We start from the raw sequence: 24,507 nt of genomic DNA on the forward strand, positions 1-24,507 counted from the left end.
AAATATTGGTAAGACAAAGTTCAATTAATTGAACTAATCAGGTTTTCCTCGCTTTGATCAATTTTTCGGCAAGCTCCATCAGCAACCAAAAAGTAAGAACAGAAAAAACCACCCATTCCTTGATCCCATAAGTTTCAACTCCATTCATAAAAATAATCTCGTAGAGGAATGCTGCCCAAATTAAGATCACAAGAAACAGCCATCCTCTCTTGAGGGATTTCTTTGCCTTTTTCTTTCCCATAGGATTCCTATCAAATAGATAAAACTAAGATTAAATTTTTCCCTTAATCTCAATATTCTTCAATAGAAACCTTGGAATTTTCATCCTTCGTCAGATTCAATTCACCCAATTTTGTAGGTAAAATCACCTCAGACCTTCGGGCTAAATTTCCAGAAACATCCCCCATTTCTTTATAAATTTCGGCTTTGCTTTGATCCAGATAAAGTTCTAAAGCTGGGATTTTCATAATCTGAAGCCTAGATTCATTTTTCCCCTCAAATCTAAGAAAACCAACCCCATGATTTTCTTCCATAGTCAAATGCCCATGGTTTGCTTTCACAATTAAGCTATCAATACCAACTTCTTTAACACGAACTTCAGTAACATCCTTAAGAACAATGGATTTAATCGGTCCTACATGAATAGAAAATTTGCCGGTAGGTTTTTGCTTCATCCCTTTTACGAAGAGAGTATCATTTCGGACTTCATAAAAAAAGGGATCAGGATCTTCCAATAATTCTTCTCTTTCCCGAGAAAAATAGTACTTAGTATATTGTATAGTCCCTTCTTTTTGACGCTCAATTGAAACAACCCAAGAGTCTTGAATTGAAACGACCGAATAGCTCCCTAAAACCGGCCATTCTTTAACCTCGACTTTATCAAGAGTAGAAAAACCTCTCAGGCGGGAAAAAAAGAAAGAAATTACCAAAGTGACCATGATACTTAGCCAAGCAAAGGCCAAGAAAGAGTATACTATTTTATTACTTGTCTTCATTTTGATTTTCTTTGAGTTGATTGATAAGAGGTTGTAAATCAGCTAAAGTCAACTTGAGCACTTTTGCTTGATGCACAAGTTTGGGAAGTTCATCTTGGATGAATTGCGCTTTTTCATCTTTTGCAAGTCGCTGACGAGCTACATCTGAAATAAAGAATCCGATTCCTCTTCGGTTATCGATGATACCCTCCTGCTCCATCAGTGCATAGGTCCGCATTACCGTATTCCGATTGACTTCAATATCTGCTGCTAGCTCCCTGACGGATGGAATTTTATCTCCTGGAATCAATTTTCCAGTAAGAATTTGGTCTACTAACCAATCGCGGATTTGAAGAAAGATGGTTTTGTGATCACTAAATTCCATCTTAAACCTCCCGCTCTTTTAGTCTATAGTATGCCACTAGGTAACTTAAGGCTGAACCTAAAAAAAGCAGGAAAATAATAACCAGGACCATCAGCGGAACATCTGTGAAAATCTCCGGCTCATTGATACTGATATTAAAACTCAAGATACTTTCGTCTTTTGTGAAAAGGAGCTGTGATAGTCCGACCGATGAACTAGTTATAATGAGGTAGAAAATAAACAAGCTTACGGGTGTCAATACCAAATTCCACTTGCCGAAATACAGGTTCCCTGCAAAAAATATAGATATCAAAACCAAATATATTCCGAGCATCAGTAAATAAATCGCCCAGTTTTGATCCGGTGGAAAAGGCCAAATAATTCCAATCCCAATGAGCTGAAATTCTGCCAGATTCTCCGGATGAAAGATTTCTTGTAAAAAGTTGACCCAAATCAAACTAGCAAAATTTGCACTTAGCCAAAAAACTAGGGGAAGGATAATTTCTGCTAAACCGATCTTTATAAACAGTTGAGAAAGCAGCTTCTCCCAGTTAGAAGCTGGGATTAATAAATAACGTTCCGAATTTGCCTTTGAGCGCAGATCAAAAAAGGCATTCCCATATACTAGAAAGACCAATAGGATTTTGTAAGCCATTAGGTAACCTAAAAATGTTTGATCCCTCCAATCCCAGAGATCCCAATATGCAGAAAACTTATTCCAAACATAGAAAAAGAAGGTCGCAAGTAAGAAAAATGAACCGATAGTCAGCATTACGTAATATTTCCAATGGAAGAGAAGTTCAAGCCTCATCAATTTCCATATTCGGTTTACAGATATTCCATTCATGACATTTGGGGTTTTGGATGAGATAAATAATTACCGTTTAGTTTATCGGCGATTACGGCATGAAAAAGCAATTCTAAATCAGTGCTTCCTCCACTGATACCAATCATGGATTTGGCTATAAATCGAGCCCCCAATACATGTGATTCACCATAAATCGCATTTGCTGGCATTTCTCCTGACTGAGAGAAGACGAACTCTTCTTCCAGCACTTCGAGATCTGCATGAAGTTTGATCTTTCCTTCATCCAGTATGATCACCTGATCTATCAAATGCTCTATATCTTGGACTTGGTGAGTTGATATCACAAGTATTTGGTCCTCCTCAAGACTCGCAGAGACTACTTTTTTAAAGGAACTTTTCGATGGAATATCAAGTCCATTGGTCGGTTCATCAAGAAGTATTAGTTTCGCTCCCACGCTCAAACTAATGGCAAGTTGAAGTTTCTTTTGCTGCCCATAAGACATATTTGAAATCTTCTCCTCAGTACTTATTTGAAATTCAGCTAGGAGATTTTCTAGTCGAACATCATCAAATCTGCTGTAAAAATCCCGGTATACCCCTACATAATCCTTTACTTTCAAAAATTCCGGAACAGAAATCTGCTCAGACACAAAAATCATTTGATCCAAAAAATCCGGATCACGATCAAAAGAATGTTTTCCCTCGAAAACAACAGTTCCAGCGTTCGGCTTAAGGAGGCCTGCCATCAAACGCATCAAGGTTGATTTCCCTGCACCGTTTTTCCCCAGAAGCCCAATTACTTTCCCTTTTTCCAAATTCATAGTCAATCCTTTAAAAAGTGTGGGCTTTTTGGGATATGAAAAATGGAGATTTTGAATTAAAACCATAGACTTTTGTTTTAGTGTCATAATACAATATGACACTAAACTAAAAACAATTTTTCAAATACAAAAACTAGATGATGTTTTTTTTACATTCTTTCCTTAACCCATTCCAAAATCTCACGGAGAACCTCTTCTCGGTCTAGGTCATTGAGAAGTTCATGATAGGCTCCTTGCAGCATGCGAAGGGTTTTATCCGATGAGGGTGATTTTTCAAAAAGTATTTGGGACCCTTTGGGATTGGTAAGCCGATCCGCGGTGCCATGCAAAACCAAAAATGGAAAATCAAATAGTGATGCCTGATCCTGAACATATCGCATCATTTGCAACAGTTCATAGCCCGTCCGTACGGGTATTTTCCCCTGATAGACTAAGGGATCATTTTTATATTTCTCTACTTCCTCAGGAATGCGTGAAATTCCTTCAATATCCAAAGCCAAAGCTTTCACCTTTGGAGAAATCTTATTCAAAAAGCCTGAAAGGGCAACCAATATTGGGGAAGTACCTTCTGCTTCTTTGATAGCCGGTGCGGAAAGAATAATTCCGCTTGTTTCAGGTCGATATTTCAGTGCAAAAGCTGCGGCCAAACCTCCTCCCATGCTATGCCCGAAAATAAATGAAGGAACATCCGGGACATAAGCTTTTACCTTACCATATAAAGCCTCAATATCTTTTAAATAATCTTTATAAGACTCGAAATAAGCTGTTGGTCCATCAGTCGATGATTTCCCGTGCCCTCTCCCATCAAAAGTAAATACTGCAACTCCTAAGTCAACCAATCCTTCAACTAATGCAGAATATCTTCCACTATGTTCCCCTAAACCATGAATCAGAAGTAGCGAGGCTTTTGGTTTTTCAGGCATCCAAGCTTGAAGATAAAGTTTGATTCCGTCTGGGGCTTGATAGCTGGTTTCGAGATGCTGCATAAAGAATTGTCTTAGAAAAACTGAAAATACAAAAGAATTATAAATCCTTTTTGATTATTGCCAAAGCAGCTATCTAGACTTATAATTTTTACAGAATTTTGATTTAAAAATCAAGTGTTCGATAAGTTAACGAAAGGCCTAAATACCCGATTTTGAGCGATTTAGTTAATCCTGAAAATTAACCACTAGTAGGGAAAATTACCCTGAAATCATAAAATAGCTTAAAGCCAGAACCCAAAGCATCTGACGGGAGTATTTGTAATACCATTGTCAAAGATTGTTTTGCTGCTCACACGGAGAGTAAGGCTTTTCTTATAGTTTAGTTGATGAAGACATGGTTTGAAAAGCTCCTTCGGGAGCTTTTCTTTTTTGTCAAAATTCATTGAATCATGGCTTGAAAAAAATTTTGCCTTTGACACAAACGTCGGAAGTTCATTTCTTTGATTTCACATAAGATTTCCTGATGTTTAGTTAATTAATCGTCATTCTGACAAATAATAAACTGTAACAGCACCCACCAAGCTCATGAAAACTTCTTTTCTAACTTTGATTTTTTGGAGCTTCATCTTCAACTTTTCATTTTCTCAAGAACAGAAGGAATTTCAAGCCAATAAATTCAACAATTTCAAACTAGTCCCCCTACCTGCAGTTGCCTCCAATCCAGCCAATGGGTGGATGTTTGGCTTAGCTCCTGCAGCCACTTGGTACATGGGACAACCTGAATCCACTAAGCTTTCTAACTTGGTTGGCAACTTACTTTACACCACTAAAAAACAGTGGATCTTCAGCATTAGGAGCAATATTTTTACAAATGAAAACCGATTGATTCTGATGGGGGATTGGCGTTATTTCATCACTTCCCAGCCTACTTTTGGCTTAGGAAGCAGCACCCCAAATGAAGTCCAATTAGACCCTGCTTTTCCTTCTTCCAATGGAGTACTTTGGGGAGAACAACAAATGGATTTTAGACTCATCCGATTTTATGAAACAGTCCTAAAAAGAGTGTCTGACACCAATTTTTATTTGGGTTTGGGATATCATTTGGACATTCATTCAAAAATTGAAAACTTTTTAAATGAGGATCAAAATGTGGTTTCGGGACAATTTACCCATGATGCTTACAATAGTTATCATGGTTTCGACACGGAATCCTACACGCTTTCAGGGATAACACTCAATGCAGTCTATGAAAATCGCGATGTTGCGGTCTCACCCTATGAGAAAAATTATGCCTTTATTTCTTTAAAGTTTAATCCTTCTTTTTTTGGCTCTGACCAATCTTCCTCCACGCTTCTGATGGATTATCGCCATTATTTCAATCTGAATCCGGACAGAAAACGGCATTTGATTGGGGTTTGGGCATACGGTAATTTTCTGATGACTGGAAATCTTCCTTATATGAATCTTCCTTCCTTGGGTTGGGACATGTTTGGCCGAAGTGGCCGAGGATATGCTCAGGGCAGATTCAGGGGAGAAAACATGCTGTATTCGGAAGTTGAATACCGGTTTCCTCTCCAACAAAATAAAGAGACTTTTGGAGGGACTATTTTCTTGAATGCCAATTCATTTGGTAGTAAATTCAATGGAGAAAAATTATTAGAAACAATCAATCCAGGATACGGTGTAGGATTGCGAGTAATGATCAATAAAGCAAACCGGACAACTATTTCAGCAGATTATGCTTTTGGAAGAGAAGGGAATTCAGGCTTTTATCTAAATATCAACGAATCGTTTTAATACCCCGCCAGTTTTTAATAGTAGAAAAATAAATTTTAATTGATCAACCATGAAAAAAACCATTTTAATTCTTTGGGCTCTATGTTTTTTCGCAGGAATAAGCTTTGCACAAGACATAAATGATGAAATCACCTTAATTCAGGCTGAATTTGGGCTGGAAAAAAGACAGATCGTAGAGTCTGTCATGGAACTCCCAGAACCCCTTTCCCAGGGATTTTGGTTTGTTTATCAACAATACGAAGCTGAGCGCCAATTACTTGCTAGAGAACGATTCTTGATCATTGAGGATTACATGAATCAATACGAATCTATTAATGACGAATTCGCAAATTCTCTTGCATTGAGAACTTTAAAAAATGATGCGGCATTATCAAAACTGCATTCCAAGTATTACAAAAAGTTCAAAAAGGCAACAACCGCTACGTACGCAGCGAAATTCTTTCAATTAGACACTTATATTCACAATACCATCCGAAATTCCATACAACAAGAACTGCCCTTTATCGGCGAATTTTAATCAATTTCAAAAGACAGTATGACAAACAACTTTAAAAAATGGATTCTCCTAGGATTTTTAGGAATAACCCTTGGATCCTGTATTCCAGATGAGCCCACTTATGTGGATGAATTAGACATTGTATACACCAATCATAATGAAGAATTTGATTTCACTGGACAAGAAACCTACTCACTTCCTGACAAAGTAATCAAAATCACCACCGAACTGGTAGAGGGTGAACCAGGCTATGAACCTGAATTTATAGATCCAGTTTACTCCGCCACTATTATTAACTCTATTAGGTCCAATATGAATGCGCTGGGCTATAGAGAGGTCGATAAATCCGCAAATCCGGATTTAATTTTGCTTCCTACTGCCTTGCAGACAGATCAATTATACTTTTTTTACGATTGGTGGTATTGGAGTTGGTGGTATCCTGGATGGGGTACTGGATGGGGCTGGTACTACCCTGGATATTATCCACCTCAATTAACAAGAATCCGAACTGGTTCTGTATTTATTCAAATGGTCAATCCTGCAGGACAAAGCCCAGCTGACAAAGTACCAGTACAATGGTCTGCTATTATCAACGGACTTTTGGAAGGCAGTAAAGATCAAGTAGCCACAAGAATTACAAATGGTATTGATCAGGCATTTTCTCAATCACCATACTTAGCAAACTAATCATGAAAAAAATATTTGTATTCCTTTTCACTTTTGGCTTACTCGGCTTAAACACCTTGTTGGCTCAACAATCCGCTTTTACAATTGAAGTACCCCTAACTATACCACTTGGCAATACAGCTGATTTTATCGATCAGGTAGCGTTGAGAGGAGTCAATATTCAATACCAGCGTTTTATTAAAAAGACCTTCGCTGTCGGAGGAGAAATCGGCTATTCGACCCTTTACAAAAAAGAGGAACAGAAAGTATATACCGAAGGTTCTGCCTCACTTTCTGGAGTCCAATACAGGTATCAGCATGCATTCCCAATTCTAGTAACAGGAACCTATTTTCCAATAGTAGAAGGATCCATCAGGCCCTATGCAGGCTTAGGAATTGGGACGATCGCTCAAGACAGAAGAATAGATATGGGAATTTTCACTTCGGAAAAAACTCATTGGCAGCTTGCTATTCGACCAGAAATCGGCCTTATCCTGCAGCCTTCTTCTTCAGTAGGGTTTAAACTTGGCGCAAAATATAATTCTTCTTTTGCCAGTTCTAACCTCGACGGTCAATCCAACCTTTCGGTGAATTTCGGAATAGTATTTATTAAATAGACTCAAAAAATAAATCCATGAAAAACTCAAGAATAATTCTGCTATTTCTGGTAGTCATATTTGCAGCTTGCTCGGGGAAAAAATATGTGACTGTACCAAAAGGAATCTATGATGGATTTGATTTAACAGAGTATAAATCTTTCGATTTTTTTGAAATGAAAGGTCCCGATGAACCAGGCCCAAATTTCAAGGAAAACATTCAGTATCTTCAAGATGCTATCACCAAAAAAATGGAAGAACGAGGTTTGAAAAGAGACAGTTCAAATCCTGAATTAAAAATTAACTTAGGAATTCGGGTTCAAGACAAAGTTCAGACTCGAGAAACCAACCTTGCCACTGACCCCTTTATGTATACAGGTCAAAGAAACTACACTTGGTCGGTCAGAGAAATCCCTGTCAATACCTATAAGGAAGGAAGTCTCACCATGCATTTGGTAGACAATGAAAGTAATGAGGCTGTTTGGATTGGAACCATTGATCGGGCACTGCCCAATAAAGAAAAAAATCTCCCTGCAACGATTCAAAGTGCAGTGGATTTATTATTTGCTAAAATTGACAACTAAAATTAAATCAAATGAAAAAATCCAACTTCATTTTATTGCTTTCACTAGTAGCAGTAATGATATCCTGCTCTCCTAGTGTAAAAATCCTTGGGTCATGGACTAGCCCAAGTAAACCTGCTGAAGGATACAGTAGTGTATTTGTCACTGCATTGACAGAAAATCTCCTCGCAAGACAAGCTGTAGAAAAAGATCTAGTCGATCTCATACAGTCAAAAGGGATAACTGCATCAAGCAGTTTTGAAGTGATCCCTCCTGGGTTCAAAGCAAAAGAATCGGACAAAGAGACAATCCTTGCCAAAATCAAGGAAATGGGTAGCGAATCCATCTTGACTATCGCACTTCTAGACCAAACGAATGAGACCCGATATGTACCGGGAACTACCATGTACACTCCAATGCGATACGGGTATTATGGTCGTTTTTGGGGATATTACAACTATTACAATCCAGTCATGTACGACCCGGGATATTACACTACTGACAAGAACTACTACTTAGAAGCTAACCTTTACGATGTAGCTACTGAGGAACTTGTTTGGTCTTCTCAGTCTGAAACAACCAATCCATCTTCTTTGGAAACCTTCTCCAAAACCTTTGCTGAATCTATTGTGAAACAATTGATTAAGGATGGGTTTATTTCAGAATAGGTCCCCGAATTTCAAATCAAAAAAAAACTCAGCAGATTATCTGCTGAGTTTTTTTGTTGAACAATACTTCAGAAATCAAGCCGCATTCCTTGCAGCATTGATGATTCCGAACATACTTCGCAAAATCAATTTTTGAAGAACTGCTTTATCTTTTCCGTCTTCCAGCATGGTTTGAATCGCATATTGCTGAATAGTGATTAGAGGAAGCACAATTTTTTCCCGGATGGAAATGGATGTTTTAATCACCGGATTATCCTTCATCAATTCATCCATCTCAGCGACTTTTTTGATTGCTTCAATTGATCGTTGATATTCCTCAAACATCAATTCCCAAAACTCGCTGTACTCAGGATTATTTTTCAAATAAGCAGTTGCTGGATAAAAACACTTATTCAATGACTGCATGGAATTTCCCAAAAGCGTCCTGAAAAATAGACTTGTCTGATACAAATTCTTCAGATCCTTGAGCTTACCCTTTTGTTCCATTTCGGAAATCGCCGCCCCTACGCCATAATAGCCTGGAATATTCTGTTTCATTTGTGCCCAAGAACCCACAAATGGAATCGCTCTCAAATCCTCAAACTTTAACCCCTCAGATTTACCACGCTTCAAAGGACGTGATCCAATATTGGTCATTCCAAAATATTTGAGTGGAGTGACATGCTCCAAATAGGGAACAAACTTCGGATGGCTTTTGAATGCTTTATAAGCCTCATATCCACTATCCGCCAACTCGGCAATTAGAGTTCGCTGGGATTCGGAGAGATTTCTTTCTTCATCAGAATACAAATGATTTTCCATCCCTGCACTGAGCAATTGCTCGAAATTGTAGGTACAGGAAGCCTGCTTTCCATAATTCGCTGAGATAGTTTGGCCTTGAATAGTCACCTGGATTTCAGCATTCTCGACTTGCTCACCTAAGGAAGCATAGAAATTATGCATATTTCCACCTCCTCTGGCAGGCGGTCCTCCACGACCGTCAAAAAACACCACAGTGATGCCACTCTCCCTCGAAACCCGTGTCAATTCTTCTTTTGCCCGGAGAATAGACCAGTTGGCTTTCAAATATCCCCCATCCTTCGTCCCATCAGAAAATCCAAGCATGATAGTTTGCTTGTTTCCTCTTTTCTCCAAATGTTTTTGATAGACAGGAAGCTGATAAAGAAAACTCATGATCTCAGGAGCGGCTGCCAAATCATCCACTGTTTCGAATAGCGGAACAATATCCAAAGGAAGCCCCGAACCATCTTGATCCAAAGTCAATTTTGCCAATTGGAAAACTTCCAATAGATGTTTAGCTGATTGGCAATTGGAAATTATATATCGATGAAGTGCGTTCTCTCCATTTTCCCGCTGAATATGCCCGATAGCTTCGAATGACAAGAGCATTTCACGATGGAATTCATCTTTAAATGCTTCTACTTTGGGTATTTTTTTCAAAGCCAGAATCTGCTCAATCTGTGCGTTTTCTTCAGATTCCCACTTTACTTTTTCAACCTCCATCAATTCATCCCAAAGCCCATCATGCTTCCGGCTATCCTGCCGCATATCCATGTAGGCAAAATGAAATCCGAAAATCCGAACCTTCAATATAAATTGATCTAGCAACTCCAAGAATAATCCGTCATGGTATTTAATTAGGGCTTCCCGAGCCAAGAGGAGTTCCTCCAGCAACTGATCGGCACTGTGATAAACAGGCTTTTCTTCAAAAAGCGTATCATAAATTCCCCGCTCTACCCGAAGCATCACCTCTTCCACATGCTTAAAGGTCAATCTTCGACGAAGCTTCCGAAGGTCCCGATAATAACATCTCAAAATCCATTTTTTCAATCGCTCTGCCACTTGCATAGTCGTTTGATGAGTTACAAATGGATTCCCATCCCGATCTCCTCCCGGCCAAAACCCGATTTTCAACAAACCTGGATTTTCCCAACTATGGAGAGGCTGATCCAGCATTTTGAGCAATCGAATCATGATATCGGAAACACTCTGATAAAAAATATTTTCCAAATACCAGATCAAGCTGACTGCTTCCTCATAAGGGCTTGGTTTTTCCCGCTTAATGAAACCGGTTTTCCCTAATTGTTGGAGCAATAAATTGATCCGGCCAATATCATCATGACGAATTGCGTCTTCCATATCCGTAATGATCCCCAGTACATTTCCGGGATAAAACTGAGTGGGGTGAGCGGTCAAAGTCAGTCGAACAGAGAATGTTTTCAGTTTTTCGATCAACTCTTCTTTTTTGCGATCATCTCCAGCTCGGGTAATCAATGCTTTGATTGAGCCTTTTCCGCCTAGATCATTGATTTTTTCATAAGCAGCATCTTCAATCGAATCAAAAAGTACTACCTGACGCTCCACATATTGGATCATTTGAAACAGTAAATCATTCTGTTCCTTCTCCGAATTTTGAGGCATCATTTCTTCAAAAAAGCCCTCGATAATTTCCCTAGGAGATTTTCCCTCCTCAAAGCCTTTTTGACATGATGTCGCCAATAGAGGCAACATGGTTCCTGTTCGAAAAATGTTATCAAAGGGCAAATCAAGAAAAAGTGAATTATAGATTGTGAATCTTTTCGCTACTTCTATATCGTAGTTGGTGTGCATTTCAGTGTGATTATTAGTAGGCTTAAATTAAAAATAATTCCCCTTTTTAGCGAAAAATTTAGCAATTCTTCAAAAAGAATCCTGAATTATTTCCTTTCTTTCATCGGACCTGAATAAGGAATTAGCTTTTATTTTTTTGTACTTTTCTGAATGAAAAAAATCATCCCCCTCCTTTTTTGCTTAGTCGCATTGTCCTGCCAGCAAAAAACCATTGAAACCACCTCAACGATGAATTATCAGTTTTTAGTGGGTTCCTATACGGATGGACCCGAAGAAGGAATTAGTCTTTTGACTTTTTTTCCAGATCAAAATTCCTTATCCCTTCAAACTATCGCGGAAGGGATTCAAAACCCTTCTTTTGTAATTGAAGTAGGCAATCAGGTTTTTTCGGTAGAAGAAATTGAAGGCATCGTAGGTGGAAATGTTTTGAGTTTCGAATGGGATGATAATCGTCAATCACTTCAGCAGCTATCAACAATACCAACCAATGGCAACCATCCCTGCCATTTATCTTACCATGACGGTTTTCTTGTGGTGAGTAATTACTCTGGCGGCAATTTTTCCATTATCGAAGTTCAAGAAGATGGAATACTAGCTCTCCGGCAAATTGTACAGCATAGTGGCAACAGTGTCAATTCAGATAGGCAAGAATCTGCCCATGTTCACAGTGCAAATTTTAGCCCTGATGGCAAGTTTTTATTTGTTGCCGACTTAGGTACTGATAAGATTTACAGCTATCAATTTGATCCTGAAAAACCTGAACCGGCAAGCTTGTTCGAAGAATTCCCTATGAATCCCGGGGATGGGCCAAGACATTTGACTTTTTCTCCAGATGGGAATGAGGCATTTGTGGTTCAGGAATTAACCGCTGTTTTAGAAGTATTTTCATATAATGAAGGAAAAATTATTTCTAAACAACGACTTCCCTTAACACCTGAAGGGTTTGAAGGGTCCGTTGGAGCAGCTGAAGTCCGGGTATCTCCAGATGGAAAACATGTATATGCTTCCAATCGAGGAGATGCGAATACTATTTCAGTTTTTGCCAATAATGCGGATGGAAGTTATTCTTTGGTAGAACATGTTCCCTCAGGAGGAATTATGCCAAGGAATTTTAACTTAAGCCCAGACGGAGACTTTCTATTAGTAGCCCATCAGGCCTCGGAAGATATCGTGGTTTTCAAGCGAGATCAAACAACGGGCAAACTTACTCCCACTGACCTGAGCATAGAAGCACCCAAACCGGTTTACTTATTTAGTCTTTCTAATTAGGAAGGTTCTTCCCAAGGAATTGCGGAATCATATCTGATTTCTCCATTGGAGATGACCAAAGGAGACTCCAGATTATTGTAATACAACTGTCCTGTCCCCAATCCCTGTGGAATTGTTGGGTCGTAGCTTGAAGCTAGCTGTGAAATAGCATTTAGGCCAATATTACTTTCCAAAGCAGAAGTCATCCACCAGCCTATTTGTCGTTGTTCTGCCTTGGCTATCCAATCTTTTGTTTCTAAAAATCCACCAACCAAAGTTGGTTTCAAAATAATATGCTGAGGTTGGATTTGGTCCAAAAGACTGGGTTTGTTTTCGACACCAATTAATTCTTCATCAAGGGCAATGGGCAAAGGTGTTTTTTCGCAAAGCAGGGCCATTTCCTCCCATTGGCCAGCACGAATCGGCTGCTCAATACTATGGATATCCAAGTCTGCCAGTTTGCCTAATTTTTCCATCGCTTCAGCCGGTGAAAAAGCCCCATTCGCATCTACACGTAGAACCAAATCCTCGTTTCCATATTCGGACCGAATGTATTTCAACAAGTCCAATTCCTGCTCAAAATCAATGGCTCCAATCTTCATTTTGATACAAGAAAATCCCTGCGAAATTTTGGCATCAATTTGCTGACGCATGAATTCTTTTTCCCCCATCCAAATCAAACCATTAATAGGTATTGGCTTCTTGTTGTCATAAAATGAGTTGGGGAAAAAGCGCTTTCTACCACCCTGCATCAAGTCCAAAACAGCCATCTCCAAACCAAAGCGGAAAGATGGTAAATGTGAAGGCACTAGGGATTGAATCATCGATAGAAGCTGCTTTTCCTCATTAGGAAAATCGATGGATTGGAATTTTTCTAAATACTCTTGGATTTGTATTTCAAAATCAGGCAAATCATCTAGACTTAATTTCACCAAAGGAGCCGCTTCTCCCCAACCGAATCGATCTGGATTTTCAGGGTCTTGAGCCTTGATCCACCAAATTTTCCGGCTTGTCAATACCCCACGGGAGGTTCCGGCTTCAAATTTAAAATCCAAGGTTCTAGGGATACAGCTAAACTTTAAAAACATAGCTTCTGAATGAATTTGATAGGGTTGAAATGAATGGCCTATATTTGCAACCAAATTGCTAAAGCCAGTGCAGAAAGTAAACTTAAAAGAATACGAATATACGCTCCCTGAGGAAAGAATAGCGAAATATCCATTAGAAAAGCGGGATCATTCCAAATTACTCCACTATCGAAAAGGAGTGATTACGCATCATCATTTTTATGATTTGCCCCAGTTCTTGGAAAAAGGCACTCTTTTAGTTTATAATGACACCAAAGTAATTCCAGCTCGACTGATTTTTCAACGGGAAACGGGAGCAAGAATCGAGATTTTTCTTTTGCATCCAGCAGCTCCCACAACAGTCATCCCTGAAATCATGTTAGCCACCCATCCTGTCACTTGGGAGGTCATGATCGGTAATGCTAAAAAATGGAAGTCCGATGAAACTCTCCGGGGTCGATTAACTATTCAGGGTAAGGAAATTATTCTTGAAGCCAAACTAGCTGATCGGGAAAAGAAACTGGTAGAATTTAGCTGGAATTCAACAGAGATTCCTTTCGTAGATATCGTAGAGGCGAGTGGAGAAATCCCGCTTCCACCCTACCTGAATCGACAAGCGGAAGAAGCTGATAAAGATCGCTACCAAACGGTTTACTCTGAGAAAGAAGGCGCCGTAGCTGCTCCAACCGCAGGTCTTCATTTTACAGAGAAAGTTTTTGAGGAACTTCGAAACAAAGGAGTTCAAGAAGCTCAGGTCACACTTCACGTAAGTGCAGGAACTTTTCAGCCGATAAAAGTAGACGATGTGACGCTCCACCCTATGCATAGCGAGCAAATTCACATTTCCTCAAGAACCATTCAGCAACTGATTGACAATAATAACCAAACAGTAGCAGTAGGTACAACCTCGGTTAGAACCTTGGAAAGTCTTTATTGGTATGGGGTGAAACTTTTGGAAAATCTGGGAAATGAATTTCAAATTGAAAAACTCTTTCCCTATCGGGATCGAGACAGTCTTCCAAGCAAAAAAGAGGCACTTCAAGCAATTCTAAGGCAGATGAAGTCTGATGGGAAAGAAGAAATTATGGGAGAAACTGAGATTTTTATTTTCCCAGGCTATGAATTCAAAATGATAGATGGCTTGATCACCAATTTTCATCAGCCGGGAACCACGCTAATGTTATTAATTGGATCCATGATAGGAGATGATTGGAAGAAGGTTTACCAGGAAGCCTTGGACAAGGATTACCGATTCTTAAGTTACGGAGACAGCAGCTTATTGTGGCTATAGGTTATTCCCCTCCCAATTTCTGAATCCCTTCGATTAAGCGTTGATAATAGGTCCTTCCAACTGGAATAGTGTGTTCTTCAATTTTAACTTCCCGAGTAGATATAGAAATAATTTCTTCTAGTCGAACAATATAGCTTTTATGAATTCGCATGAATTGGTCTTTCGGAAGAGCATCTTCGAAATCCTTGAGAATATTCCGAACTGACACCACAAATCCTTTGGTCACTAAAGTGGTATAATTTCCATCACCTTGAAGCCAAAGAATATCCTGAAATTTAACTTTCACTAAGGAACCTTCTTGCCTGACAAAAATGGCATCTTTGATCAACAGCTTAGAAGTATTTTCAAGAGCTGCCTGACCATTTCCATTCCCATTCTTTTTAACACCTTCCAATAACTCTTTCATGCTGAATCCATTTACAGTTGAAAACCTCAATCTCACAGCATTGTTTTAATTGTTTCAGAATTCCTTATTTCCTTGGTGATTTCATTATCATTAATAGAAAAAATTAATCCAATTAACATCTAGGTTTAAGGAAAAGATTTGACTTAAAAACTAGAGTATGGGAATTAAGAAATAGTTCCTTGCCATTGGTTTGTAATTCTTTACATTTTTGAATTCTTAGTACGTAAATTGAAGGGGTATTTTTGATATAACCAATGAATTTGGAAAACCTTTGAACTCACATCTGATATGAGATTCCGGATACTTCTTTTTTTGATTATTCCTTTTATTTCTTCCTGTAAGGATGAAACGCCTCCTCCTGATCCAGTAATTCCTCCTGGAAATTCAGAAGTCTTGATTCAAGCTATTCAATTAAGCAACTACTCCGTAAGTACGGATCACAACTTCAAATCTGAATGGAATCTGATTTTTAAAAACAAGGAGACGATGGAAACCTATTCTTTGGTGTTTCTGCCTAACCGATTTCCTCATCAAGAAAAAATCGTTCTCCCATTTGGGGAATATAGCTATTCTTTTGAATCGGATCCAATTCCAGAGTTTTCAGAGTTCCTCCCCGTTCGTATTCAAGGTGAGTTTGAAGCAAAAACTGAAAAAACTGACCTGAGTTTATCAGGCATTGGATTAAGCGAAATGATTCGGATTAATGCCAATTTCCCCATGTCAGCCCCACAAATAGTCAGCCCTATTGAAACGTCTTTCTATGCGATTCAGGATTTTTTCAGAATCTATACCAACTCTGATCAATTTCTCAAATTGAAAGTGGAGAATCCTGGTAGCTATGACTATCTCACCCTATTTCAAAATGCCGCAAACTCCAACAGCATCCGACTTTATTGGCCTGATTCTGAGTTTATTTATGATGGAGCTATTCGACTGAATGAAGATGGATTCCCTTTAACCTTACCTTTGACTCCAATAGCCGATTTGGATGATTCACAAAATGAAACCTCTGGATTGGCTCAGTTCGAAGGCAGATTATTTGCTATAAACGATGGCGATAATCCCAACCGCATTTATGAATTGGACCCTATTTCCGGCGAAGTACTTCGAAGTATCTTGGTTGAAAATGCCATCAATAGGGACTGGGAAAGTTTAGCTCAAAGCGAGACGCATTTGTTCATCGGTGATTTTGGGAATAATCAAGGAACTCGACAAGATTTAGCAATCTATCGGATCCCTTGGCAGCAAGTTTTAAATCAAGAAACTGTCCAAGCTGAAAAAATAGACTTTCGCTATATCAATCAAGATGATTTCAGTCCAAGTGAAACCCATCGTTTTGACTGTGAAGCCTTTTTATTTTGGGAAGGAAAACTCCACCTTTTTACTAAAAATAGAGCAAGTGAAGACAGTGATCATCATGTCTTACCCATCGAGCCTGGTAACTATATCACGGAATTTGTAGAGACACTTCCTGTGAATAAATTGGTGACAGGTGCGTGCATTGATCCTATCAGTGGAAAAGTTATTCTCTTGGGCTATAAGTTGCCACTTCAGGGATTCCTTTCTCTTTGGGAAGGAATGAATGGAGAATTGTTAGGAGAAAACTTTGGAAGGATACAAATTGCTGAATTCCCCATGGGGTTAACCGAAGGGATTGTATTTACGCCTGAGGGAAATACTTGGATTAGTTCCGAGCGAGTTGGAATAGCAAATGTGGTAGAAATTAATCCTCAGCTTGGTATTGTCGGGCTAGAAGGGATATTTTAATCGAAAGCGGCTACTTGCTTTGCATTGGTTCGAATCACTTGATCCAGTTCTTCCGCAAGTGGTCGTAAATAGGAAAAGTACTTTTTGTTTTCAGAATCCAGCTTACGGGAATCGATCAAATCTAATAGTCCGAGCATGGATGAAAGTGGCGACCTGAGTATGTAGGAAGGCTGGACTACCAATTCTTTCAGTTGCTGGTTTTCCAACTGGATATGCTCCACTCGCTTCTGAATATGACTCAAATCAATTCCCTGAACCAAAAACACATTTGGAGTGGAAAGTCTTTTGATCCTAAACTGCCATAATTCTCGTGATCCAGCAGCATTAATTTTCCATTCAAAAAAATTTTCTTCTCTCCCTTTCACGTCGTTGATTTTATTGAGAATTTTCTCGTAAAACCCGAGCCTTTGCCCAAGATTTAACTCAACACCAAATGAAGGCTGTCTATAAACCCAATCCTCTGTAATTTGAATAGCCTTGGCATTGGATTGCAATAAAACCAGCTTGTCATTGATTACCCAAACAGGTCCAGGAATCAATTCCAAAGCTTCTTGAGAAACATATGTCTTTGAAGATTTTCTGATGTTTGCACTGGAATTGAATCCAACTAAAACCGAAATATTTTTCTCCTGCTTGAATAACGTAAGCCTCACCTCTCCACATGCAGGAGTAGAAGCTTCCAATTGCAAAAATTTATCTTTACCATTCCACTGATTTAGCTTTACCAGATCTTCAGGAAGAAAGCAAATAAATGATTGCAGGCTAAGGACTTGTTTACTCGAAGAAGGGATTTGAAGAATATTTTTGGACAAATCATCCGCTTCCAAAATATTCAAATCGGAATCAATCTTGATCACTCCATAGTCCAAGATGTCCAATAAATGTTCCAGAGGCAGTTCTTCTTCCAAATAACGAAGAGGCAGGCCAATTCCTATAAAACCAACAGGATCGTTTTCTTGGTTGACCACCATGGAAAACTCCCACCAAATCGAATCCGAAAGGCTACCTTTTTCCCATTTCATTAAAAAATGAGCTTTGGATTTTGGATTCAATAAAAGCCTTTCTAGGAGTTCCTCCATTTCGGATTGATTACCAGGCGCAATCAAATCAAAGATGGAGTTGGTGGTTTTAGTTTTTGATTGACGGAAAAATAATTGGTTGGCATCCTGAACATTCCCTTCGATGTCCAGCAGGACACAAAGAAAGTGTTCAGACTCTTCCAGAAACACTGGAATACGTTTCTCATTATCAGTGAAGCTTACCAAAACAGGAGTTGAAAAGGGTGATAAGTTGAGTTTTCTCAAGCCAAATGTTAAAAAATATTTTTATAAAAAAAATCTAATTTTTCTCAAACAAAATTCTGAAAAATACTGATTATCAGCATTTTATTTGTTCCAATAAAAGAAAAAGTAGCTACTGAATCGAAAAATGTTTTTCATCCCAAAAGGGGGTTGCGAAAAAAAATCAAAAAAAAATTTAAATGAAATCAGATAGCTGTCGAAATTCCTTGTAATCGATCTCTTTTACCAGCAAAATCAGGCAATGAGCTAGCTCCTGTTTGCAAATACTCACTTCATACGGCCAAGGATTTCCTTGGACCTTTTTAATTTCTTCTGATCCAAACAAGCGTTCCATTTCATCTTTATTATCAGACTGGACCAAAAGGACACCCTGTTTCTCAGAGATATTGGAGATTAAAAACCTTGCTGTTCTGGTTTGAATAAGCATTTTGGAAAAATTTGAAGGCAAATTAGAAAAAGGTCAGAAACCAAAAATCCCATAAACTGGGTAATTTTTAACTTTTGAAGAAAATTGTCGGAAAATCAATTTGAAAATGAGGACGTTATAAAATATTTACAAAAAGGAGACTAGAAGCATCTCAATTAACTTGTTTTAATCTTGTCAATTAAACTATATTTGCGACTCATTTGGCAACAGTCCAAAACGACTTCCGTTAAGGGAAGCTAGGGAAAAACCTACAGAGAGTTGGGTGAGTGGCTTAAACCAGCAGTTTGCTAAACTGTCGTACGGGTCAAACCGTACCGGGGGTTCGAATCCCCCACTCTCTGCTGAACTTCCTGCATGTGCCGGAGAAAAATTGAAATAAATCTCAAATGGAGATTTATCTTCTAAAGCAATAAAATATTCGGGGTGTAGCGTAGCCCGGTTATCGCGCCACATTTGGGATGTGGAGGTCGCAAGTTCGAATCTTGCCACCCCGACTTAATATTTTACTGCGGACATGGTGAAAATAGTAGACTCACGGTCATCAGGCGAGAGCGACCTCGGGTGTCAATGTTCAGATCCTTTCGTCCGCTCCAAATCCTCATTTCGATCAGTCGGAATGAGGATTTTTTTTGCCTAGCCAAAAAAACCAGCTTTTTGAACCTGTCAGAGGTTTCTTTGGGACTGAATCGCTCAGCAAAAAACCAAATGCCTCCAAGCCATCACTGCGCTCTAAAGTAATCTTCAGCACCCCTACCAAAGGAATAAATAAGACCATTCCAGAAATCCCCCAAAGCCAGCCTCCTAATAAGATGGCCAATATCACCGCTAATGCATTGACTCTTACCTGTGCCCCCACTATCCAAGGTGTAATGATGTTATTTTCCAATAACTGAATACTCCATAATACCCCAAGGGTCAAAAGTGGGAAAAGGACAGAATCCGTGGTTAAGAAAACGTACAAAATAACGATAAGAGAAGAAACAACTACTCCCACGTAAGGAATCAAATTCATAATGGCAATAAATGCTGCAAACAATAAGAAGTATTTTACCCCAATCAGGAAAAAGAAAATCCCGGATAGAATAGCTACAATAATGGTAACCAAAATCATTCCTGTCAGATAAGATTGAATCACCCGACCAGAGTCCTTTGCCCAAGTAAGGATTCGTTCTTTACTTTTTTCAGAATATCTAATCAAAAACGCCACGAAAAAATCCCTATAATACATTAAAAGAAAAATGTAGAGCGGGATGATTCCAGCAAGTGTCAATGATTTGCCAGTCTCAAACAAGGTGCTATTCAGATTTTCAACCTTTAGAATGGACCAAAGCTCACCTTGATGTTCAGGAAAGACCACCTGTCCGCCGAGCATGGCATTGAGCTGTTCCATATATCTACCCACCTTTTGGACAAAATTATCTCCTATCTCAGGGATGTCCTTAATCAAGCCTATCATTTGGTTGAGCAAGACATATACAAGCCCCACTGCAACCAAGATGACAATCAAAATGCTTAAAATAATTGCCAAACTCCTCGGTATTTTTTTCCGCTCCATCCAATCGGATAGTGGGGAAAGTGCAAATGCAAAAAATACCCCCCAGACTAAGGGCACCAAAATGAAAGAGCCTTCCCGGAGGACAATTGAACCAAAAACAATGATGATCAGAAAAAATGCCGTCTTTTTGAGTTTTTCCATGGTCTTAATTCATTCACAAGGGAATATACTAATTCTTCAAAGGAAGTATTCTCCCAACTATCAAATTCCCTCCTTTGGATTGCTTGATAATTTATAAATTCCCCAATTGAATCTTTAGAACATTCCTCAAACCTTAAAACGCCCTCCTGCATTATGAAAAAAATATTAGTAATCCTTTTTCTCCTTCCAATCGCTTTATTCGGCCAAGTTGACACAGTTGAAGTTCAAAGCCAATTCATGAATAAAGCTCTGAGAGCCGCAGTAACTGTACCAGGCAGTTATTTTTCAGGAGAAAATCACTACCCTGTCCTTTACCTCCTACATGGTGGAAGTGGTTCCTTCAGCGATTGGCACAAAAAAGTGACCGAACCTGGATTGGTCCCCCGATTAGCAGATCAATATCAAGTAATTATTGTAACTCCCGGAGTAGGTCCCGCTAGTTATTATTATGATAGTCCCCAAATGGACTCCGTAAAATATGAAAGTTATATGGTTAAGGAATTGATTCCTTTCGTCGATAAAAATTACAGAACCTTAGCAAAAAAAGAATCAAGAGCGATTACAGGATTATCAATGGGCGGTCATGGAGCGATGATGTTGGCGGCAAAGCATCCTGAGCTTTTCACTGCGGTCGGTACTATGTCAGGCGTTATGAATATTGATACGAGGCTTTGGGAGGTTCCGGATGATTTTAGAAATCTTCGAAGAACAGGTCAAAAAGAAATGCTTGGGGAGGACTTGAATTACGAAGCCCCTGATTTCAACCCATACACCATTGTGGGATTGGTAGAACAAATCCAACAAAATGGGCATGCTATCATTATTGATTGCGGAGTGGATGATTTTCTGATCAAAACTAATCGTCAATTGCGAGAAATGCTTTTAGAAAGAAAAGTCCCACATGAATATATCGAGCGACCAGGGGCACATACTTGGAAATATTGGACAGAGGCACTTCCTGTACACTTACTTTTCTTTGATAGATATCTCCAGAGAAATTAAGAACCAACAATTCAAGCAGTACAAATCGAAAAGAAAGCAATCGGAATTCTTCCTTTAATTTTGCTTTTTGTGATAGTTTATTATCCCAGACTATGTCAAAATTTGATTCAATAAGACCTTTTTTTGATGCCGAAGCGAATAAGGCCATCTTGGAAATCTTAGACGATCCCATGTTGGTAGCCATGATGGAATTCACCTTTCCAGAGGACAAAACAGGCTTATGGAAAGAGCTGATGCGTCATACCCATTCTCTTCGGGACTTTCAGATAAATTTCATCTACCCAGGACTCATGAAAGTACTGGAAAGAACCTCCGATGGATTAAGCACCTCGGGTTTTGAGCAATTGGAGCCAAACACCGCCTATTTGTTCGTCTCTAATCATCGGGATATTATTTTGGATACTTCCCTGCTGAATGCTTGTCTTTACGAAAATGGCTTGGTGATGACTACCTCTGCAATCGGAGATAATCTGATCAAAAAGCCATTCTTGCTCACGCTTTCCAGACTAAACCGAAACTTTGCCATCAAAAGAGGGCTGAAAGGCCGGGAACTTTTGGAGAGTTCACAATTGGCATCGGAATATATTTTCAACTCTCTGACTCATGAAAATCGCTCCGTTTGGATAGCTCAGCGGGAAGGCCGTACAAAAGATGGCAATGATTTGACTCATAAGGGAGTGCTTCGAATGCTGACTTTGGCAGAAAAAGGGTCTGATCCCTTCGTATACTTTCAAAAAGTCAAGCTAGTCCCAGTTTCCATTTCTTACGAATACGATCCTACAGATACGCTGAAAATCCCGGAATTGATTGCAAAAGCAAGGGATGAAAAATACATCAAAAGTGAAAATGAGGACTTTTTGAATTTGCTTAGAGGAATCATCGGAACTAAGAAACGAATCCATATTTCAATAAATGGATTTTTGAATGAGGATATCGACAAAATCGCCGGTCAGGAAATTCCATTATCAGAAAAATTAAGCCAACTGGCTGAAATAATGGATGAGAAAATCTGGGCTGGTTATCGGCTTTGGCCTAGCAATTTCATCGCCCATGATTTATTACACGCCAAGGAGGAATTCAAGTCCCATTACACCGAAAAGGAAAAGACAGATTTTGAAAAGCGAATTGAGGCAAAAATCAACTCCAAAAATCCAGAGGAAGTCGAGAAATACTTATCCATGTATGCCAATCCGGTAGACAATAAGCGAAAAGTAGTGACTATTTCCTGAAGATATTTTTTTCCTAATAAGGAATAATTCCACCAAATTCTGGACACTTTTATTGATATCGTGTAACTTAAAAAAGAATTGAAATCCTCACTTGGGTTTCAATTCTTTTTTAACCCAATTACCATCAATTATGCACCATTATCTCATTTGGTTTATTGTAAGCCTGCTCTTCACACATTTACAGTATGAAAAAATACCTGTGGGTCAAATTTTGACTCCGTTGGGAGAAATTTTAATTCAATTAGATAATCGAACCCCCAATCATCGAGATAGCTTCATCCAACTTGCAGAAGCAGGATATTGGGATTCCTTAACATTCAACAGAGTAATGCCAGATTTTGTAGCTCAGGGAGGATGTCCTGATACTCCCGAAGGTTTTAATGATCCGGAGTATTTATTGGCACCGGAATTTCACCCAGAACTAACCCATGTATATGGAGCGGTCGGTGCTGGAAGAGATGATAATGCCGAAAAACTTTCAGCACGATGCCAATTTTACATAGTCCAAAATAAAGACGGTTTGCATCGGTTGGATGGAAACTACACCGTTTTTGGTAAAGTCATCAAAGGAATGGATATCGTCGATCAAATCGTCCAAGTTGAAAGAGACGAAAGTGATGAACCTTTGACACCTATTACATTGGATATTAATATCATATACCTCACATCAACCGAAATAGAAAAGCTTATCACCCAAGAAAATTAAATCATGAATAAACCCATTCGAATCTTGGTAATTGGCTGTGGAAATATGGGGGCTTCCCACGCAACTGCTTATCATCACATGCCTGAATTTGAAATCTGCGGATTGGTATCCAGGGGAGAAAGTAAATCTAGGCTTAATAAAAAATTAGGCGCTGATTATGCACTTTTTGAGGATATGGATACTGCTTTGAAAGAGACTAAGCCAGATGCTGTATGTATTTCCACCTATCCCGATACTCATGAGGAATTTGCTTTAAAAGCCCTGGATCATGGCTGCCATATTTTTATCGAAAAACCATTGGCGGATACGGTTAAAGGAAGTCAGCGGATCATTGACAAAGCCAAAGAAACAGGCAAAAAAGTAGTTGTTGGTTATATTTTAAGACATCATCCGTCTTGGATTCGCTTCATTGAAGAAGCCCAAAAAATGGGTAAACCTTTGGTAATGCGCATGAATCTCAATCAGCAAAGTCATGGTTTCATGTGGGATGTTCATCGGAACCTGATGAAGAGTCTAAGCCCTATAGTGGATTGTGGGGTACACTACATCGACGTGATGTGCCAAATGACTCGATCTAAGCCAATGACAGTTTCTGCAATTGGCGCTCGACTGACAGATGATATTGCAAAAGACAACTACAACTATGGACAACTCCAAATTCGTTTTGAGGATGGATCAGTAGGCTGGTATGAAGCTGGTTGGGGGCCCATGATATCGGAAACCGCATTCTTCATCAAAGATGTGTTTGGGCCAAAAGGATCAGTCTCAATCGTAGCAAAAGATGCAGGTAGCAGTGGCAAATCGGATGATGTTGATTCCCATACCAAAACAGAATCCATTCGAGTTCATCATGCCGATATAGACGATAAAAATCATTTCACCAAAGAGGACGAATGGATCAATATGAAGGATGAACCAGGGCATCAAGAGCTCTGCGATCGAGAACAGGCCTATTTTCTAAAAGCCATCCAAGAAAATCTGGATCTAACAGACCATTTGGAAGATGCTTTGAACAGTTTGAAAATTGCCTTTGCCTGTGATGAATCAGTAAAAACCGGGAAAATAATCCATTTATAAA

Annotated in this window: 25 protein-coding genes and 2 tRNA genes; 15 read left to right on the forward strand and 12 right to left on the reverse strand. The window is 39.1% G+C overall.

What is annotated here, in order from left to right; all coding sequences use genetic code 11:
• Positions 1 to 37: 37 nt before the first annotated feature.
• The 6 genes from E4S40_RS09570 to E4S40_RS09595 form a co-directional block, all read right to left on the reverse strand.
• On the reverse strand, positions 38 to 241 hold the full coding sequence (locus E4S40_RS09570) for a hypothetical protein (protein ID WP_135073450.1): 204 nt from the start codon (positions 239 to 241) through the stop codon (positions 38 to 40).
• Between the two features lie 49 nt (positions 242 to 290).
• The gene (locus E4S40_RS09575; RefSeq protein WP_135073452.1) at positions 291 to 995 is read right to left on the reverse strand and encodes a hypothetical protein; all 705 of its coding nucleotides are present in this window, start codon (positions 993 to 995) and stop codon (positions 291 to 293) included.
• A complete protein-coding gene (locus tag E4S40_RS09580; protein WP_135073454.1) occupies positions 982 to 1,359 on the reverse strand; it encodes a GntR family transcriptional regulator in 378 nt (125 codons plus the stop codon). The genes E4S40_RS09575 and E4S40_RS09580 overlap by 14 nt, the downstream gene beginning before the upstream one ends.
• Position 1,360: 1 nt before the next feature.
• A complete protein-coding gene (locus tag E4S40_RS09585) occupies positions 1,361 to 2,185 on the reverse strand; it encodes a hypothetical protein (protein ID WP_135073456.1) in 825 nt (274 codons plus the stop codon).
• A complete protein-coding gene (locus tag E4S40_RS09590) occupies positions 2,182 to 3,033 on the reverse strand; it encodes an ABC transporter ATP-binding protein (RefSeq protein WP_161971789.1) in 852 nt (283 codons plus the stop codon). The genes E4S40_RS09585 and E4S40_RS09590 overlap by 4 nt, the downstream gene beginning before the upstream one ends.
• Positions 3,034 to 3,116: 83 nt before the next feature.
• Positions 3,117 to 3,953 carry an alpha/beta hydrolase gene (locus E4S40_RS09595; protein WP_135073460.1) on the reverse strand — a complete coding sequence of 279 codons (837 nt, stop codon included), beginning with the start codon at positions 3,951 to 3,953 and terminating at the stop codon, positions 3,117 to 3,119.
• Between the two features lie 525 nt (positions 3,954 to 4,478).
• Between E4S40_RS09595 and E4S40_RS09600 the strand changes: the two genes are divergently transcribed.
• The 6 genes from E4S40_RS09600 to E4S40_RS09625 are packed head-to-tail and all read left to right on the forward strand — an operon-like array spanning position 4,479 to position 8,679.
• Positions 4,479 to 5,690, forward strand: a complete 1,212-nt coding sequence (locus E4S40_RS09600; protein WP_135073462.1) for a BamA/TamA family outer membrane protein — start codon at positions 4,479 to 4,481, stop codon at positions 5,688 to 5,690.
• Between the two features lie 49 nt (positions 5,691 to 5,739).
• Positions 5,740 to 6,207, forward strand: coding sequence for a hypothetical protein (locus E4S40_RS09605; protein WP_135073464.1), 468 nt, complete (start codon positions 5,740 to 5,742; stop codon positions 6,205 to 6,207).
• A gap of 18 nt (positions 6,208 to 6,225) precedes the next feature.
• Entirely contained in the window at positions 6,226 to 6,873 is a 648-nt protein-coding gene (locus E4S40_RS09610) for a DUF4136 domain-containing protein (protein ID WP_135073466.1), read from the forward strand.
• A gap of 2 nt (positions 6,874 to 6,875) precedes the next feature.
• Complete coding sequence (locus tag E4S40_RS09615; RefSeq protein WP_135073468.1) at positions 6,876 to 7,469, forward strand: hypothetical protein; 594 nt, start codon at positions 6,876 to 6,878, stop codon at positions 7,467 to 7,469.
• A gap of 17 nt (positions 7,470 to 7,486) precedes the next feature.
• Positions 7,487 to 8,032 (forward strand): DUF4136 domain-containing protein, encoded by a 546-nt coding sequence (locus E4S40_RS09620; RefSeq protein ID WP_135073470.1) that lies wholly within the window; start codon positions 7,487 to 7,489, stop codon positions 8,030 to 8,032.
• Positions 8,033 to 8,043: 11 nt separating this feature from the next.
• Positions 8,044 to 8,679 (forward strand): hypothetical protein, encoded by a 636-nt coding sequence (locus E4S40_RS09625; protein ID WP_135073472.1) that lies wholly within the window; start codon positions 8,044 to 8,046, stop codon positions 8,677 to 8,679.
• A gap of 75 nt (positions 8,680 to 8,754) precedes the next feature.
• Here the strand turns inward: E4S40_RS09625 and E4S40_RS09630 are convergent, their stop codons facing one another.
• Complete coding sequence (locus tag E4S40_RS09630) at positions 8,755 to 11,289, reverse strand: phosphoenolpyruvate carboxylase (RefSeq protein WP_135073474.1); 2,535 nt, start codon at positions 11,287 to 11,289, stop codon at positions 8,755 to 8,757.
• Positions 11,290 to 11,517: 228 nt separating this feature from the next.
• On the opposite strand from E4S40_RS09630, the gene E4S40_RS09635 reads away from it, so the two are divergent.
• Positions 11,518 to 12,558, forward strand: coding sequence for a lactonase family protein (locus tag E4S40_RS09635; protein ID WP_161971790.1), 1,041 nt, complete (start codon positions 11,518 to 11,520; stop codon positions 12,556 to 12,558).
• Here the strand turns inward: E4S40_RS09635 and E4S40_RS09640 are convergent.
• Complete coding sequence (locus E4S40_RS09640; RefSeq protein ID WP_237563164.1) at positions 12,555 to 13,592, reverse strand: o-succinylbenzoate synthase; 1,038 nt, start codon at positions 13,590 to 13,592, stop codon at positions 12,555 to 12,557. The genes E4S40_RS09635 and E4S40_RS09640 overlap by 4 nt on opposite strands.
• Positions 13,593 to 13,692: 100 nt before the next feature.
• Between E4S40_RS09640 and E4S40_RS09645 the strand changes: the two genes are divergently transcribed.
• Positions 13,693 to 14,895: an S-adenosylmethionine:tRNA ribosyltransferase-isomerase gene (locus tag E4S40_RS09645; RefSeq protein ID WP_394345418.1), complete on the forward strand. Its 1,203-nt coding sequence runs from the start codon at positions 13,693 to 13,695 to the stop codon at positions 14,893 to 14,895.
• Position 14,896: 1 nt separating this feature from the next.
• On the opposite strand, the gene E4S40_RS09650 is transcribed toward E4S40_RS09645, so the two are convergent.
• On the reverse strand, positions 14,897 to 15,301 hold the full coding sequence (locus tag E4S40_RS09650; RefSeq protein WP_135073481.1) for a LytR/AlgR family response regulator transcription factor: 405 nt from the start codon (positions 15,299 to 15,301) through the stop codon (positions 14,897 to 14,899).
• A 288-nt stretch (positions 15,302 to 15,589) separates the two neighbouring features.
• On the opposite strand from E4S40_RS09650, the gene E4S40_RS09655 reads away from it, so the two are divergent.
• The gene (locus E4S40_RS09655; protein WP_135073483.1) at positions 15,590 to 17,068 is read left to right on the forward strand and encodes a hypothetical protein; all 1,479 of its coding nucleotides are present in this window, start codon (positions 15,590 to 15,592) and stop codon (positions 17,066 to 17,068) included.
• Here the strand turns inward: E4S40_RS09655 and E4S40_RS09660 are convergent.
• Positions 17,065 to 18,372, reverse strand: coding sequence for a hypothetical protein (locus E4S40_RS09660; protein WP_135073485.1), 1,308 nt, complete (start codon positions 18,370 to 18,372; stop codon positions 17,065 to 17,067). The genes E4S40_RS09655 and E4S40_RS09660 overlap by 4 nt on opposite strands.
• A 172-nt stretch (positions 18,373 to 18,544) precedes the next feature.
• Positions 18,545 to 18,796 (reverse strand): hypothetical protein, encoded by a 252-nt coding sequence (locus E4S40_RS09665; RefSeq protein ID WP_135073487.1) that lies wholly within the window; start codon positions 18,794 to 18,796, stop codon positions 18,545 to 18,547.
• A 252-nt stretch (positions 18,797 to 19,048) separates the two neighbouring features.
• On the opposite strand from E4S40_RS09665, the gene E4S40_RS09670 reads away from it, so the two are divergent.
• Together E4S40_RS09670 and E4S40_RS09675 are read left to right on the forward strand one after the other, a co-directional pair.
• Positions 19,049 to 19,137, forward strand: a tRNA-Ser gene (locus E4S40_RS09670).
• 78 nt (positions 19,138 to 19,215) lie between these two features.
• Positions 19,216 to 19,290 (forward strand) — tRNA-Pro (locus E4S40_RS09675).
• A 113-nt stretch (positions 19,291 to 19,403) separates the two neighbouring features.
• Here E4S40_RS09675 and E4S40_RS09680 read toward each other — a convergent pair.
• Positions 19,404 to 20,492 carry an AI-2E family transporter gene (locus tag E4S40_RS09680; RefSeq protein ID WP_135073489.1) on the reverse strand — a complete coding sequence of 363 codons (1,089 nt, stop codon included), beginning with the start codon at positions 20,490 to 20,492 and terminating at the stop codon, positions 19,404 to 19,406.
• A gap of 153 nt (positions 20,493 to 20,645) precedes the next feature.
• On the opposite strand from E4S40_RS09680, the gene E4S40_RS09685 reads away from it, so the two are divergent.
• From E4S40_RS09685 to E4S40_RS09700, 4 genes are all read left to right on the forward strand, one after another.
• Positions 20,646 to 21,494, forward strand: coding sequence for an alpha/beta hydrolase (locus tag E4S40_RS09685; RefSeq protein ID WP_135073491.1), 849 nt, complete (start codon positions 20,646 to 20,648; stop codon positions 21,492 to 21,494).
• Between the two features lie 92 nt (positions 21,495 to 21,586).
• Positions 21,587 to 22,723 (forward strand): 1-acyl-sn-glycerol-3-phosphate acyltransferase, encoded by a 1,137-nt coding sequence (locus E4S40_RS09690; protein WP_135073493.1) that lies wholly within the window; start codon positions 21,587 to 21,589, stop codon positions 22,721 to 22,723.
• Between the two features lie 130 nt (positions 22,724 to 22,853).
• On the forward strand, positions 22,854 to 23,429 hold the full coding sequence (locus E4S40_RS09695; RefSeq protein WP_135073495.1) for a peptidylprolyl isomerase: 576 nt from the start codon (positions 22,854 to 22,856) through the stop codon (positions 23,427 to 23,429).
• 3 nt (positions 23,430 to 23,432) lie between these two features.
• On the forward strand, positions 23,433 to 24,506 hold the full coding sequence (locus E4S40_RS09700) for a Gfo/Idh/MocA family protein (RefSeq protein ID WP_135073497.1): 1,074 nt from the start codon (positions 23,433 to 23,435) through the stop codon (positions 24,504 to 24,506).
• Position 24,507: the final 1 nt, after the last annotated feature.

This window comes from Algoriphagus kandeliae, from assembly GCF_004571135.1.
Classification (GTDB): Bacteria; Bacteroidota; Bacteroidia; order Cytophagales; family Cyclobacteriaceae; genus Algoriphagus; species Algoriphagus kandeliae.

What these genes read in the sequence shown, in the direction of transcription:
- E4S40_RS09625 (WP_135073472.1), top strand. Translation starts at nt 8,044, where the DNA reads ATGAAAAAATCCAACTTCATTTTATTGCTTTCACTAGTAGCAGTAATG.
- E4S40_RS09620 (WP_135073470.1), top strand. Translation starts at nt 7,487, where the DNA reads ATGAAAAACTCAAGAATAATTCTGCTATTTCTGGTAGTCATATTTGCA.
- E4S40_RS09655 (WP_135073483.1), top strand. Translation starts at nt 15,590, where the DNA reads ATGAGATTCCGGATACTTCTTTTTTTGATTATTCCTTTTATTTCTTCC.
- E4S40_RS09635 (WP_161971790.1), top strand. Translation starts at nt 11,518, where the DNA reads ATGAATTATCAGTTTTTAGTGGGTTCCTATACGGATGGACCCGAAGAA.
- E4S40_RS09600 (WP_135073462.1), top strand. Translation starts at nt 4,479, where the DNA reads ATGAAAACTTCTTTTCTAACTTTGATTTTTTGGAGCTTCATCTTCAAC.
- E4S40_RS09630 (WP_135073474.1), bottom strand. Translation starts at nt 11,289, where the DNA reads ATGCACACCAACTACGATATAGAAGTAGCGAAAAGATTCACAATCTAT.
- E4S40_RS09570 (WP_135073450.1), bottom strand. Translation starts at nt 241, where the DNA reads ATGGGAAAGAAAAAGGCAAAGAAATCCCTCAAGAGAGGATGGCTGTTT.
- E4S40_RS09700 (WP_135073497.1), top strand. Translation starts at nt 23,433, where the DNA reads ATGAATAAACCCATTCGAATCTTGGTAATTGGCTGTGGAAATATGGGG.
- E4S40_RS09695 (WP_135073495.1), top strand. Translation starts at nt 22,854, where the DNA reads ATGCACCATTATCTCATTTGGTTTATTGTAAGCCTGCTCTTCACACAT.
- E4S40_RS09580 (WP_135073454.1), bottom strand. Translation starts at nt 1,359, where the DNA reads ATGGAATTTAGTGATCACAAAACCATCTTTCTTCAAATCCGCGATTGG.
- E4S40_RS09605 (WP_135073464.1), top strand. Translation starts at nt 5,740, where the DNA reads ATGAAAAAAACCATTTTAATTCTTTGGGCTCTATGTTTTTTCGCAGGA.
- E4S40_RS09680 (WP_135073489.1), bottom strand. Translation starts at nt 20,492, where the DNA reads ATGGAAAAACTCAAAAAGACGGCATTTTTTCTGATCATCATTGTTTTT.
- E4S40_RS09590 (WP_161971789.1), bottom strand. Translation starts at nt 3,033, where the DNA reads ATGGTTTTAATTCAAAATCTCCATTTTTCATATCCCAAAAAGCCCACA.
- E4S40_RS09610 (WP_135073466.1), top strand. Translation starts at nt 6,226, where the DNA reads ATGACAAACAACTTTAAAAAATGGATTCTCCTAGGATTTTTAGGAATA.
- E4S40_RS09665 (WP_135073487.1), bottom strand. Translation starts at nt 18,796, where the DNA reads ATGCTTATTCAAACCAGAACAGCAAGGTTTTTAATCTCCAATATCTCT.
- E4S40_RS09690 (WP_135073493.1), top strand. Translation starts at nt 21,587, where the DNA reads ATGTCAAAATTTGATTCAATAAGACCTTTTTTTGATGCCGAAGCGAAT.
- E4S40_RS09585 (WP_135073456.1), bottom strand. Translation starts at nt 2,185, where the DNA reads ATGAATGGAATATCTGTAAACCGAATATGGAAATTGATGAGGCTTGAA.
- E4S40_RS09575 (WP_135073452.1), bottom strand. Translation starts at nt 995, where the DNA reads ATGAAGACAAGTAATAAAATAGTATACTCTTTCTTGGCCTTTGCTTGG.
- E4S40_RS09615 (WP_135073468.1), top strand. Translation starts at nt 6,876, where the DNA reads ATGAAAAAAATATTTGTATTCCTTTTCACTTTTGGCTTACTCGGCTTA.
- E4S40_RS09685 (WP_135073491.1), top strand. Translation starts at nt 20,646, where the DNA reads ATGAAAAAAATATTAGTAATCCTTTTTCTCCTTCCAATCGCTTTATTC.
- E4S40_RS09650 (WP_135073481.1), bottom strand. Translation starts at nt 15,301, where the DNA reads ATGAAAGAGTTATTGGAAGGTGTTAAAAAGAATGGGAATGGAAATGGT.
- E4S40_RS09595 (WP_135073460.1), bottom strand. Translation starts at nt 3,953, where the DNA reads ATGCAGCATCTCGAAACCAGCTATCAAGCCCCAGACGGAATCAAACTT.